Here is a 13,464-nt window from a genome sequence, read left to right as displayed (position 1 = left end):
ACTACACTATAGTGCTTATGATTGTTAAATTTATAATATTCTTTAAATCAATCTCATAAGGACTAATTTTATTATTGTATTCATCTTTCACAATTCTTACTACTGGTCTATCTGGGAACCCATTATTTTGACTTACCACATACCCAAATAAATTATTTGATAGATATACAGGACATCCTAATGGATAAACTGCAAATGTATCTTTAAACAACTTAATTATTTCAGGATCAAAACTTGTATATGTCTCTGCTAAAATTAATTCATAAGCTTCTCTAGGGTCAAATTTTTTTCTATAGCATCTATCTGATGTTATGGCCGTAAACACATCACATATAGAAATGATTTTTGCAAATTGTGATATTTCATTATCTTTTAATCCATAAGGATAACCTGTACCATTATACTTTTCATGATGTTCTATTACTCCACCTATTATCTCTTCATTTATTATAGGATTACCAAGTAGTATATCTCTACCGTATAATGGGTGCATCTTAATTTGCTTGAACTCATCTTCAGTTAATTTATCTGGTTTATTTATGATTCCACTAGATATTTTCGTTTTTCCTATATCATGAAATAGAGATGATATGGCTAAATCACGTAATCTTGATTTCGAAAAATTCATATTTACTCCTAGAAAAATTGCCATAATACTAGTATCCACAGAGTGTATGTATGTATAATCATCATATAATTTTACTTCATATAAATTTAGATTTATGTAGTTTTCACTCTGTATATATTCAACTAAATCATCAACCATAGTTAGAGATTTACTTAAAGATTTATTATCATAATTTATTAAGTCACTAAACATATTAGGTATGGTTTGAAGTATATTCTTTTTTAAATTTATAAGTTTACTATCATCTTTTATGTCTTTTAAGTCATCGTCTTGTACATACAGAAAAAAAATCCCTTGCTGTTCAATACTATTTTTTACTTGATCAGTAATTATAATACCTTTTTTTAACAAAGTCTTACCCGAGCCTGTAATAATGTCCTTAGCAAGTATTTCATTTCCCTGCAAATCCTTAAGCAATGTTAATTTCATATAATCCCTCTCCATAAACATAATTATCTGTATTTTATTACTTTATCATATCATATCTATAAATTATATGATACTTTAATTTGATTATTTATACATATACTGTATATTATGAAAATAACTTGATAAACCAATGTTGGTAGAAAAAATTAAGACTATATCATAAATTTTCGATATAGTCTTAATTTCTTTTATATTTAATCATATATTTATCCAATTATAGGGTTATAGGATGTAACCACTACAAATTATAGTGGTTACATCCCTGTGTGAAATTAGTTGGTTTTATCCAAACCACTAAGAGGGACATAAGTAGAAAATTTACATTTATATTGACTAAAGTTTTGGGTTGAAAACTTTAAGTTAATAACTAAAGTAACAATTAAAATATAGTTACTTTATTTGTATATTTTATATAGGAGAAAGCCACGCCTTTGTAGCTTCATAGTTTATTTAAACTGTAAAATAGCTTATATATTCTACAATCCACTTCCTTGTAGATTCTCCTAGCCATATAAATACAATAAAAAAAGATAGATATCATTGATACCTATCTTGGAATATACTAAATTTAAATAAGTGAAAGCTTTTGCAATTTAATTTATAGTTTAAACCTATAAACATAAATACTATATTTTACCTAAACCATCACTGGATAAATCTTTTAACTCTTCCTCAGAAAGTATCAAATTTCATAATCCCATGGCAGGTCTCCTGGCTTGTGAATCATACTTCTTAGCACCTTCCCAAAACAAATTAGTGGCTTTTGCTAAGTCGTCCTCACTTACAGTTACTGGGATAGCTTTGGATTTTCACCAAATTCCCTATTAAGTACTTAGTACACCTATCGGACTCTATATATTAAATTTATTTTTAATCTAATAAGTTTAAAATGTAAGTTGTAGTTATTTTATAAAATTAACTTTCCATTCCCCTTACAATTATTATTCTACTTAACTAGATTAATATTGTCAACCCCACTTTTTTAAATAAATATAGAAATATTTTCACTTATAATTTCATTATATAAATTAATTCATTACATCTCTCTTTTGGAACACTAAGAATGAAGCTATAATTAATATTGTAGCAAACACAATCAATTGAATTGCCCCCATAGTTGAACTTAAAACTATACTATATTCACTTTTAAACATTTCAACATATTGGGAATTTGTAATGAAAGTTGATAAATTCATATAGGGTAATATAGTTTTACCTACCCATCTCATACCTAAGCTTGCCATAATCATTGTAGCAACTGAGCTACCTAAATATGCTACAGTAGTAAGACCAACTGCTAAAGCTGTATTTTTTATAATAGTTGATATTGCAAATACTAAAGCTATTATAAATATTAAGCTAATGCTTGAGAATAAAAGCTTAGGTATAATTGAAATTACAAAGCTTTGCTGAACTATACTTTCTCCACTGAAAGAAATTACTTTTGTAGCAAGTCCTCCAAAACCATTTACAATTCCACTTGATATAATATTTAATATAACTGTAGTTAACAGTACCCCATACCCAATTATAAATACTGATACTAATTTAGAAAATAAAATTTTCCATCTAGATACTGGTCTAATCATAAGCAATCTAACAGTCCCTGTAGAATACTCTGAAGAAACTATACCTCCTCCAATTATTATGCATAGTATAATGGCAACACTAACATACATTAAATAAGTTCTATCTACAGAATTTCTAATATCATTATCAAATTTAACTTGTGGTATATTATTTTCAAGACTATACCAATCAAGAACTATAGCCTGTTCTATAGACTTTGTTTTCTTTTCATAGTCTTTTTTGTACTCCTCATAAGTATATCCTTTTGCTATTTTCTCGCTATTGTATTGTGTAAATTCAGTTTCACTAAGCAGTCTTTCACCATTTTCATCAATCTTATAGGAAATATCCCTAATAGTGTTGTTTTTCCAATTCTTATTGTCATAAGGAATTTTATTATTATATCTATATTCGGTTGCCTTAAGTCTTTTCTCCAAAGCATCAAGCTGAATTTTAGAATTCTCTAGAGATGTAACAAAATTTTTATTATTAGGATTTTTCTTCACTTCATCTTCTGATGTTTTAATAGTTGACTTTAAATTTTTAATTTCCTCCTTAGAAGATTTAATATTCTTATCTAAGTAAACTAAGTAATCATTTTTTATAACAGAATCATATAATTCCTTACTTTCTTTATTTTTAGAAGTTATTATCTTTTGAAGTTCATCCTTGCTCATTCCTAAATATTCATTAAACATATTTACATCAAATTCATGTATATTAAAAAATAATTCTTCACCTGCTAACCCTTCTGAAATTCCTGATAGAATAATAGCCTCTTTTGATTTATTAGAAGCCTCTCCAGCTACTTCATTTCTCCAATCATCCCAAGAAACATTACTATCTATTAGCGTTTGTGATTTTTTAATGTTTTCTTCAAAAATTTTCTTCTGAATGTCTTTATTTTTCTTACTTGAATCAATATTAGTTATTTCTGTTTGTTGCCATTGAATGTCTTGATTATAGCTATTTATATACCACTTTGACTCATCTCTATTCTGTAAAAATTTTAAAGCTACTGGTAACATTATGCTAGCTAAAAGTATTAAAATCACTATTACTTTAACACTAGTTTTTTTATATTGTTTTATCAATTCATTTTTTATTAGTCCACATACTTTACTCATTAAACTCTGCTCCTTTTCTACTATATTACACTATTTGCATTTTTGATCCTGTTGTTACCTTCATAAATTCATCTTCAAGAGTGTTATTAATAGGCTTAATAGTGTAAACTAATATATTCTCCATAATTAAAGCTTTATTAACATTGGCAATTTCATCACGAGAACAAGAAATTAATATTTTATTTTCTTTGAAGTCTACAGTAATCTCTTCAGATATTTTGCTATAATCATTCTCTATAATTTTCCTCGCTAAACTATAATTACTTACTTCTAATTCATAGGTTATCAAGCTTTCGATATTTTGCTTTTTAATATCTTTTAATGTTTTAATATCTATAATTTTTCCATTATCTATTATTCCAACTCGATCACACATAAGCTCCATTTCACTAAGTAAGTGACTTGACACTAAAACTGCTAGTCCCTCTTTTTCTGCCAAATGTCTTAGGGTATCACGTAACTCTTTAATTCCCATTGGGTCTAATCCATTAGTAGGTTCATCTAAAATTAAAAGCTTAGGATTGTGTAATAATGCTTGAGCAACACCAAGTCTTTGACGCATTCCAAGAGAATATTTTTTCACTTTATCATTAATACGATTTTCAAGTTTCACTAATTTTATAACTTCATTAATACGTTCTTTAGAAATATTACCATGCATTCTACCATATATCTCTAAATTTGTACGTCCTGTAAGATATCCATACATCTCTGGATTTTCAATAATCCCCCCTACTTGAGAAAGAGCTTTTTCAAAATTTTTCTTTACATCATTATTGCTAATTAAAATATCTCCTTCATCAATTTTTAAAAGTCCTGTAATCATCTTAATAGTAGTAGTTTTACCTGCACCATTTGGTCCTAAAAATCCAAATATTTCTCCTGAGTTTATTTCAAAACTGACATTGTCAACTATTTTACGATTACCCATAATTTTAGTAACATTTTTTAATTCTAGAACTTTAGACATTTCCTCACCTCATAATCTTTGATGATGTTAGCATACAATACCTTTAATACTTTGAAAATAAGTTTCCTCTAATTGTAAGAAAGATGTAATAATCACTTTAATTTTTCTATCAAAAGTAATAATTTCTTAAGAATTAAATTCTGATATAAGTAACATTTATAAATAACATCCAAATAATTATTTTAAAAGCTTTACTCTTTCAGCCATGATATTTTAACCAAGTTCCATACTTTAATTGACTAATCTTCAAATCTATATCATAGATATAATAAATATTTAACCTTTTAAAAATCCTATTTCATAAAATATTAAAATTCTTTCCTCATAAATCACTTTAAATAAGTTGTCCTCTTGTACTATAATATAGTACAAGAGATATGTAGAAATTATATATTTAAAACATATTTTGATATTTTAATGTTTCAATAACAATTAGTTATAATATATTAAGAGGTGATCAAATGAATTTTTTCAACGAATCCTATGGAATTGACTTATTTTCATTATTTCTTATTCTAGTATCATCTATATTAAATTTATTTTCTATTACTCGTCTTTTAGCGGGAGTTATTTTATTTTATGCATTATACAGAGTTTTCTCAAGAAATGTTGAAAAACGTGAGCAAGAACATAGAAAATTTTGTATGTATGCCAACAGATTTTTAAGTAAATTTAATAAAGCAATTCCTAGCAACCTACCTGTGTTCCATTTTGGTGATTGTGCTCCTATTTTTAGTAATTTCAAAAGATGGTTTAATGAAAAGAAAAATTATAAAATAGTTAAATGTCCAAAGTGTGGACAAAAGCTTAGATTACCTAGAGGTAAAGGGAAAATTACTGTTACTTGTAAGCGATGTTTCTATGAGTTTAAAATGAAAAGCTAAAACCTAATACAATTCCACAGACTATCAGTATGAATTATTTACTGGTAGTTTTTTCTTAACATTTAACTTTTTTACATTTATCTTTAATTAAATTTAATTTTCAACAAATATTATTGATTTTCTTTGTAGTTCCATATAATATATAAATAATACGATAAATTATTCGGGAATTTTATTTCCTATAATTCTTGTATTTTAAGAATTATTGTAATTTTTCATAAACTTTTATAATTAAATAAAAAAATTAGATAAGGAGATGAGTTATGGATTTTTTAATTTCTACAAAAGATGTATTAATTAATTTTATGAATTTTTTAACTGACAAGGTTAACACTGTTAACACCTTTATGTGGTCTTACGTACTTATTGTTTTACTTATTGGAGTAGGAATCTACTTCTCATTTAGAACAAAGTTTGTTCAATTTAGATTTTTCAAAGAAATGTTTAGACTTTTAATGCCTAATGATCAAGATAATAAAGATGGAGTTTCATCCTTCCAAGCCTTTTGTATAAGTACAGCTTCTAGGGTTGGTACTGGTAATATTGCAGGTGTTGCCATGGCTGTGGCAGCTGGTGGTCCTGGTGCAGTATTTTGGATGTGGCTTATTGCTTTAATTGGAGGTGCTTCAAGCTTTGTAGAAAGTACCCTTGCTCAAATTTATAAAACTAAAGACAAGGATGGAAACTTTTTAGGGGGACCTGCCTACTACATTGAAAGAGGGCTAGGTAAGCGCTGGCTTGGTACAATTTTTGCCATCTTAACTACTTTATGCTTTGGACTAGTATTTAATGCAGCTCAATCTAATACAACAACTTTAGCCTTTACAAATGCCTTTGGTATTAATCCTGTAATAATGGGTATACTTTTATCAGTTTTAACAGCCCTAGTAATCTTTGGTGGGGTTAAGAGAATTGCCAAGGTTTCAGAGGTTATAGTTCCAATCTTTGCAACTGCTTATATTTTAGTTGCAATTATAGTTATAGTCCTTAACTTCAAAACTATTCCTAGTATATTTGTATTAATATTTGAACACGCTTTTGGTATAAAACAATTTGCAGCTGGTGGCATTGGATTCACAATAATGCAAGGTATTAAAAGAGGACTGTTCTCTAATGAAGCCGGTATGGGTAGCGCACCTAATGCAGCAGCTACAGCAACAGTTTCTCACCCTGTAAAGCAAGGCCTTACTCAAACCCTAGGTGTTTTTACTGATACAATAGTAATCTGTTCATGTACAGCCTTCATTGTGTTAATTTCCGGTAATTATTCAGGCACTACTTTAACGGGTATTGAACTTACTCAAAGTGCACTTAGTTCACAAATTGGAGTCGTTATTGGAACTTATTTCTTGGCTATATGTACTTTCTTGTTTGCTTTTAGCTCTATAGTAGGTAACTATTACTACGGACAAACTAACATTGAGTTCATAAGTAATAATAAAGGGATACTTAATATATTTAGATCCTTTGTCGTTCTTACTGTATTTATTGGTTCCCAAGCTTCTATAGACTTGGTATGGAATCTAGCAGATTTATTCATGGCTTTCATGGCAGTTATAAATCTAATAGCTATATTATTCCTTGGAAAATATGCATTTGCTGCTCTTGATGACTACTCTCGTCAGAAAAAAGCTGGCAAAGACCCTATTTTTAAGTCATCAACAATTCCAGGGCTTAAAAATACTGAGGCTTGGAATGATAACAATGATATAGCTGACGAAGAAATAGGTTAATATAAATTTAAGACTCAATTAACTGTTTAATAGTTAATTGGGTCTTTTGGTTTAAATCTAACAATTAATATGTACTTTAATTATAAAAAATTAAAACCTTGATATTCTTTTAAGGGAATTTAAAAGAATATCAAGGTACATTTCTATATGTTATTTAAAACTTGGAACTCTTCTTGTCTTTTCAGCTGTTTTTAATACACTATATAAAACTATAGTTTCTATAGGTAACAGAATAAGACTTTTAACTATACGTACTGAGTAAGCTACAAATATTCCTTTTCCATACATAATGGATAACCATATTGGTGTAAGTACTAGGTTTATTACAATCATTATTACTAATCTAGTAATAAAAATTCGCTTTATACTTACAGGCTTTTTATATAATATTAAACCTGTTATAAAACCACCTAGGAATTCATTGAAAGTAAATCCAATGAAAAACGGACCATTAGGGCGTATCATATACTTAATTACATCTGTAACTACTCCTACAAATCCAGTGGCAACAGGTCCATAAAACAAAGCACTTATTCCTACTGCAATAAAGGAAAATCCAATCTTAAGAATAGGGCTTAATTGAATAGATAATGATCCAAGAATAATGTTAATGGCTGCAATTAACGCTAGTCCAGTTAATGATGAAGTCTTTTTTAAATGTGCTGAGGACTCCTTTAATAAACTCAGCATGTCATCTTTTTTTTCTGAAAAAATCATAAAAAAACCTCCTTTTTATAATAGCTACATAAAAAAGGAGAATTCCTATTAATATGTAGCAGTGGGAATCGAAGTAAGTACCGCAAGTTTCCTTTTCGTCTGGTGACAATTCCCTGTTCACCCAGCACTTAACGCACGAACTTCTAATCTGCCTCATAATCATAGTATATCATACTTAAATTCTTTTTCACATATTTTTTTAAATTATATATACAAATATACAAATATTATCCACACAAATATATAAATATAGATTTAATTACTGAACCTAAATAAAGCCGAGATTAACTCTCGGCACTTTTGTTCTCATAGGCTATTAAAACTATTTTACTATTTTCATCCTTTGACATACTTTGTTCAAGATCAGTTAACCTTCTTCTTTCTTCATCTGTTACATTTGCAAATTTATATTCATTGAATGATTGCATAATATCACCTCCTGTTCAGATAGTATTAGCATTTGTATAAGAAATATGTGTACTTTAATTAACATTTTCTATAATTAATCTAAGTTCCATCGATAATTCTAATGCAATTTATTTAACATACATTTTCCTCTCTAATATTCACATTAATATGAATTTATAATATATTAACTATATATCAATAATAGGATAGATATAAAATGCCAACTGAATTATATACACCAGTATATCTAAATCAAGATGAAATTCAAAATCTATCCTCAATACTAATTGATGGATATTTTGAAAGTATAACCATCAAGCAAATTAGCGATAACACTGTTACAGGAAGATATCAACATAATAATAAAAGCCAATGCTCCAATGACTATAAAAACACCAAAGGTGATAAGGATGATAATACAGTCATAGGCAATAGCTGTTACAATTATGGTGATATTTTTAGATATTTAGAGGGCAGAAATTTTGATAGAAATGATGTAACTCTAAAAAGAGTATATGCTTCTTTTAGCTATTACAATAATTTAAGAAATAAAATGAATACCTTGGGGGTTATAAAATATATTAATAATTCAAGCCCTTCAATTAATAATATTTATTCTGGAGATTACGTAGATTTAACAGGATGTTTAGAAGTTAATACTATTTCTAACTGCATAGATAACTGCATATTTATATTAAACAATTATGGAACTTCACATTTGGATAATCTATTTGATACTAAACATATCGGCCCATTAACCTATACAATGATATGTGAATTACTAAAAACCATACAGAAAGAATTAAATAAAGGAGCTACTTTTGATATAATAATTAACTGCTTAGGAATTAACTGTGTTTTACCTATAAATTCCACATATACATCGAAACATTCTTATATATATGATGATGCCTCTTGTGATTGTTGTATACTTGGTAAAGTATCCAAGGTGGCTTACACTCCTTCTGAAAGCATTGGAATGCTTAGAAAAACAGGCTTAGATTCCTACTATACAAAACTTCTCAATTCTTTCATTCCATATTTTCACTTCTTAAACAATAATGGGTTTTTAATTCCTGGGGAATTTATAACTAATATAAATGGGCCTGCTCTCGAAATCATTCCATTAAGTATTTGCATGTAAAAGCGTCATATTACTATAAGTAGAGTTCTTAATGTTTTGATGGCATTATTAAATTTCTTAGACTTTTAGTCCTTAAAAATTATCATGCCTTATGATAAATATAATAGTATTTCACGCTATAGGCACTAATTGTATAAACTTCACTAAAATAAAATCTCATGAGTTTATACCCATGAGATTTTTTTGTTATTTATTCTTTATATAAAATATAGCTATTGCACCTGCCCCTGAATGTGTACCAACTGCTGTACCAATTTCATTGATAAGTATTTTATTTATGCCTAGTTCAGCTTCTATTAACTTAACTGTTTGATTTGCAGCTTCTAAATCATTTGCATGAGAAACAACTATATCATATTGAGGATCTATCTCTCTAGTTTTCATTATATCTATTGCATGTTTTAAAGCCTTATTTATACCTCTTGCCTTTCCACAAGGTTCAAGAGCCCCATCTTTCACTGTTATAATTGGCTTAATTCCAAGAACATGACTTACAATAGCTTTTCCTGTAGATATTCTTCCTCCCCGTTTTAACATGTCTACAGTTTCCATTACAATTAAAGTTTCTAATCTTCCTACTAAGTCATTTATTTCATCTAAAATTTTATCTACCGTATATCCTTTATCTCTCATGTCTGCTGCTACAGTAACTAAATATCCAAAGCCCCCAGATGCTACAAGTGTATCTACAACAAAAATATTTTCACTCCCCTCTTCTAAATGCATCTTTGCTATATTGGCTGAGCTATTTGTACCAGATAATTTGCCAGAACAAGTAAGACAAATAACCTTATTCCCACATTCTAATTCTTTCTTAAAAAATTCTTGAAACTCATAAGGAGTAACTTGTGAAGTTTTAACTGTAGTTTCTTTATGCTTTATAGCTTCATAAAATTCTTTATTTGATAAATCTACCTTATCCTTATATACATGTCCATTTAAATCAACTAACAGTGATAGAAATTCTATACTTCTCTCTCTCATAAATTCTGCAGTTAAATCTACAGAACTATCACATACTATTGTTATATTATTTTTCATGATATACCCTCCTGAATACACTTTAATAATAAAAGTGTATTCGGATTATATCATCTATTACTTCTCAATACAACAAAAACTCAAAAAAATTATGAGCATAATTATCATGTAATTTATGGCTATTTTTTCTTGAAGAATTCTTTTTTTAATAGTCTTAAAGCGTCTTGAAAATTTTCTTCAGCAACTCCCGAGCAAGATAGCAATAATCTAGGATAATCATTCTCTTCTTCTGCTTCAAAGGTACGTAGTAAGACACCTACATCTGCACCTCGTTTTGCTAGTTCTTTTGAAGATAAGCTACTTTTTACTTCTAGTTGTACTAAAAATCCCCCTGAACCTGGTATAGCTGTTGCTTTCTCTTCAAATACATTATTTATTGCTATACAGAGTTGTTGACTTTTAGCCATATACAACTTTCTAGCTTTCCTAATTTGTCTTCCAAGATGACCATCACTAATAAATTTACTTAAAGCAATTTGTTCAGTTTTTGATGCTGTTTGATTGTATACTCGCCCTCTTCTTTCATATACTTCTGTTAATTCTTTAGATAGTACCATAAAACTAATTCTTAAGGACGGCATTAATAATCGTGAAAACGTTCCCATATATACTACCTTATCTCCTCCATCTAACCCTTGTAAAGACGGTACTGGACGAGTATAATATCTGAACTCACTATCATAATCATCTTCAATTATTAAACAATCTTCTCTTTGTGCAAAGGCTAATAATGCTAATCTAATTTGTATTGGCATTACATCACCCCAAGGCGTTATATGAGAAGGTGATGTATAAATCATTTTAATTTTATCCTCCTTAAATTTAGATAAATCTCTATTAATATTCTTATAGGTTAAAATTTTAAACCCTCTATCTTCAAATACAGCCTGTCCCTGTTCAAAACTAGCTCCTGTAAAAGATATAGGCGATCTAACTCCTGTTAATGAACACAATATTTGTAATAAACTTTGCACACCTGCTCCAACTACTATCTGCTCCGGAGTACAAATCACTCCCCTTCTATCAGCTACGTACTTGGATAACGCTACTCTTAAATCATATTCTCCTTGTGGATCACCATAGGATAAAAGCCTTTCTTCATTACGAAGTGCACTTTTTATGTATCTACTCCACAAATCGAAATCAAAACTCTTATAATCTACTGCATAGGTAGCAAAGTCATATAATGGTTGGCTTTGTATTATGTATTTATTATGTTGTAATTTTTCTACCCTTTGGATATCTTTATAATTTAATTCACTTACAAAAAAGCCACTTCCAGGCCGAGATGTAACATACCCTTCAGCTACTAACTGCAAATAAGCAGCTTCAACCGTTGTCCGACTTATAATTCGCTCTTTTGCACATCTACGTATAGACGGAAGCTTACTTTCAGCCTTTAGAGTTCCTGAGGAAATCAGGTTTCTATAATGATTATATAGCTGAATATATAATGGTGTATTTGGTGAATCCTTTGGATTAATTATATCTCTTTTAACTTCATTCATAAACTTCTCCTCCAACTGTCCCTATTAAAATTATGTATTTTGTGTATTTCAACAATGACAAACCCAATGTATATTATATATAAAGACACCAAAATATTCAATTAATTCTAAAAGAAGATAATAACTTCACATTACTTATTTTCTAAATTTGTTATTATGCAACTTATTTATAATAATTTAAATCAATAGTATGGAGGTATATTAATGGAAACTAAAACACACTCTAAAATTTCTACTCGTACCATGGTTCTAATTGGACTTTTTGCTGCTTTATGCTACGTGGCATTATTTTTTAAGATACCTATTCCCTCTCCTGTAGGAAATCCATTCTTGCATATGGGAAATATGTTTGTTATATTATCAGCATTATTGTTCACTGGTACCATTGGTGGTCTTTCTGGCTCTATAGGTATGGGCTTATTTGACTTAATGAATGGTTATGCATCAAGCGTTCCTAAAACTGTGATTTTGAAATTTGGTATTGGAGCAATTGTAGGATGTGTTGCTGCAAGAGGGAAAAATAAAAATGCAAAGTCACCTATAAAGTGGATAAGCATTGCTTCTGGAATTTTAATCCTAATTGGTATAGTGCTATTCTTTACTGCTACTTCTTTAGGCAATGAAATTGTAGTAACAGGTATCGAGAAAAAACTAGTAATTAATCCAGTATTATATATTTTTTCTCTTATTCTTGGGTTAGGCTTAGCTTTGGTATGTACTTTTGCAAAAAAATTATCTATTGAAATTCAATATGCAGTATTAGGTGCTGTAGCTGGTATAGCCTTTAATTTAGTTGGTGAGTTTTTATTTGGAGTATTTAAATTACTTCTTGTTGGAAGTGGATTCCTACCGGCAATATTAAGTTCTGCTGTGAGTTTACCTGCAACACTTATAAATGGATCCTTCTCAATCTTTGTAGCTGTTGCCCTATATGTTCCATTATCTAAATCACTATCAAATAAAAAAGTTAATTTGTAATTTGCTAACCAATAATTTCACATATGGACTCTGGTATTTGATTATCAGGGTTCTTTTTTGTTATATAAATAACAAAAAAAGTCAAGGCCTATACTAAGCCTTGACTATATTATAGAGTAGATGGGGATTATTCATACTACCTATAAAACATGATAAATATTATAAGTGCAATTACTGCAAATACAATCAATAAAACTGGGACAATCACCGATGCTGTTGCTAAAACTAGGGCTAGTAAATCATTTTTCTCTAGCTCTACTTTACCAATCATCTCGGGATTTACTTCTCTTTTCTTAAATACTACTTTATATGCCTCTTTCATCTTCAT

The 13,464-nt window shown here is 28.8% G+C and carries 12 protein-coding genes and 2 riboswitches; of the genes, 4 read left to right on the top strand and 8 right to left on the bottom strand.

Annotated elements, in window-relative coordinates; translation table 11 throughout:
- Position 1 precedes the first annotated feature (1 nt).
- The 3 genes from B3086_RS03305 to B3086_RS03295 form a co-directional block, all read right to left on the bottom strand.
- Positions 2-1,057, bottom strand: coding sequence for an HD-GYP domain-containing protein (locus tag B3086_RS03305; RefSeq protein ID WP_346847525.1), 1,056 nt, complete (start codon positions 1,055-1,057; stop codon positions 2-4).
- A gap of 684 nt (positions 1,058-1,741) precedes the next feature.
- Positions 1,742-1,918, bottom strand: a riboswitch (cobalamin riboswitch).
- A 167-nt stretch (positions 1,919-2,085) separates the two neighbouring features.
- On the bottom strand, positions 2,086-3,753 hold the full coding sequence (locus B3086_RS03300) for an ABC transporter permease subunit (protein WP_346847526.1): 1,668 nt from the start codon (positions 3,751-3,753) through the stop codon (positions 2,086-2,088).
- Between the two features lie 25 nt (positions 3,754-3,778).
- Positions 3,779-4,723 (bottom strand): ABC transporter ATP-binding protein, encoded by a 945-nt coding sequence (locus B3086_RS03295; RefSeq protein ID WP_346847527.1) that lies wholly within the window; start codon positions 4,721-4,723, stop codon positions 3,779-3,781.
- A 461-nt stretch (positions 4,724-5,184) separates the two neighbouring features.
- Between B3086_RS03295 and B3086_RS03290 the strand changes: the two genes are divergently transcribed.
- Both B3086_RS03290 and B3086_RS03285 read left to right on the top strand, forming a co-directional pair.
- Positions 5,185-5,607: a hypothetical protein gene (locus tag B3086_RS03290; protein WP_346878236.1), complete on the top strand. Its 423-nt coding sequence runs from the start codon at positions 5,185-5,187 to the stop codon at positions 5,605-5,607.
- A gap of 305 nt (positions 5,608-5,912) precedes the next feature.
- Positions 5,913-7,340, top strand: coding sequence for an alanine/glycine:cation symporter family protein (locus B3086_RS03285; protein WP_346879680.1), 1,428 nt, complete (start codon positions 5,913-5,915; stop codon positions 7,338-7,340).
- 150 nt (positions 7,341-7,490) lie between these two features.
- Here B3086_RS03285 and B3086_RS03280 read toward each other — a convergent pair whose 3' ends face one another.
- Positions 7,491-8,057, bottom strand: a complete 567-nt coding sequence (locus B3086_RS03280; protein WP_035133778.1) for a folate family ECF transporter S component — start codon at positions 8,055-8,057, stop codon at positions 7,491-7,493.
- Positions 8,058-8,114: 57 nt separating this feature from the next.
- Positions 8,115-8,210, bottom strand: a riboswitch (THF riboswitch).
- A gap of 131 nt (positions 8,211-8,341) precedes the next feature.
- Positions 8,342-8,485, bottom strand: coding sequence for a hypothetical protein (locus B3086_RS03275; protein WP_156964350.1), 144 nt, complete (start codon positions 8,483-8,485; stop codon positions 8,342-8,344).
- Positions 8,486-8,682: 197 nt separating this feature from the next.
- Here B3086_RS03275 and B3086_RS03270 point away from each other — a divergent pair, with 197 nt between their 5' ends.
- Complete coding sequence (locus B3086_RS03270) at positions 8,683-9,609, top strand: hypothetical protein (RefSeq protein WP_346878235.1); 927 nt, start codon at positions 8,683-8,685, stop codon at positions 9,607-9,609.
- 186 nt (positions 9,610-9,795) lie between these two features.
- On the opposite strand, the gene B3086_RS03265 is transcribed toward B3086_RS03270, so the two are convergent.
- Complete coding sequence (locus tag B3086_RS03265; protein WP_346876574.1) at positions 9,796-10,650, bottom strand: DegV family protein; 855 nt, start codon at positions 10,648-10,650, stop codon at positions 9,796-9,798.
- Positions 10,651-10,769: 119 nt separating this feature from the next.
- On the bottom strand, positions 10,770-12,158 hold the full coding sequence (locus tag B3086_RS03260) for a PLP-dependent aminotransferase family protein (protein ID WP_346892772.1): 1,389 nt from the start codon (positions 12,156-12,158) through the stop codon (positions 10,770-10,772).
- A 204-nt stretch (positions 12,159-12,362) separates the two neighbouring features.
- Here B3086_RS03260 and B3086_RS03255 point away from each other — a divergent pair, with 204 nt between their 5' ends.
- Positions 12,363-13,136, top strand: a complete 774-nt coding sequence (locus B3086_RS03255; RefSeq protein WP_346847532.1) for an ECF transporter S component — start codon at positions 12,363-12,365, stop codon at positions 13,134-13,136.
- Positions 13,137-13,272: 136 nt separating this feature from the next.
- Here B3086_RS03255 and B3086_RS03250 read toward each other — a convergent pair whose 3' ends face one another.
- Entirely contained in the window at positions 13,273-13,464 is a 192-nt protein-coding gene (locus B3086_RS03250) for a hypothetical protein (RefSeq protein ID WP_035133786.1), read from the bottom strand.

The organism is Clostridium sp. UBA871, from assembly GCF_002295255.1.
Lineage (GTDB): Bacteria > Bacillota > Clostridia > Clostridiales > Clostridiaceae > Clostridium_J > Clostridium_J sulfidigenes.
This window is presented reverse-complemented; position numbering and strand designations above follow the sequence as displayed.

Coding starts and splice junctions, on each gene's coding strand:
- B3086_RS03305 (WP_346847525.1), bottom strand. CDS start 1,057: ATGAAATTAACATTGCTTAAGGATTTGCAGGGAAATGAAATACTTGCT.
- B3086_RS03300 (WP_346847526.1), bottom strand. CDS start 3,753: ATGAGTAAAGTATGTGGACTAATAAAAAATGAATTGATAAAACAATAT.
- B3086_RS03295 (WP_346847527.1), bottom strand. CDS start 4,723: ATGTCTAAAGTTCTAGAATTAAAAAATGTTACTAAAATTATGGGTAAT.
- B3086_RS03290 (WP_346878236.1), top strand. CDS start 5,185: ATGAATTTTTTCAACGAATCCTATGGAATTGACTTATTTTCATTATTT.
- B3086_RS03285 (WP_346879680.1), top strand. CDS start 5,913: ATGAATTTTTTAACTGACAAGGTTAACACTGTTAACACCTTTATGTGG.
- B3086_RS03280 (WP_035133778.1), bottom strand. CDS start 8,057: ATGATTTTTTCAGAAAAAAAAGATGACATGCTGAGTTTATTAAAGGAG.
- B3086_RS03275 (WP_156964350.1), bottom strand. CDS start 8,485: ATGCAATCATTCAATGAATATAAATTTGCAAATGTAACAGATGAAGAA.
- B3086_RS03270 (WP_346878235.1), top strand. CDS start 8,683: ATGCCAACTGAATTATATACACCAGTATATCTAAATCAAGATGAAATT.
- B3086_RS03265 (WP_346876574.1), bottom strand. CDS start 10,650: ATGAAAAATAATATAACAATAGTATGTGATAGTTCTGTAGATTTAACT.
- B3086_RS03260 (WP_346892772.1), bottom strand. CDS start 12,158: ATGAATGAAGTTAAAAGAGATATAATTAATCCAAAGGATTCACCAAAT.
- B3086_RS03255 (WP_346847532.1), top strand. CDS start 12,363: ATGGAAACTAAAACACACTCTAAAATTTCTACTCGTACCATGGTTCTA.
- B3086_RS03250 (WP_035133786.1), bottom strand. CDS start 13,464: ATGAAGATGAAAGAGGCATATAAAGTAGTATTTAAGAAAAGAGAAGTA.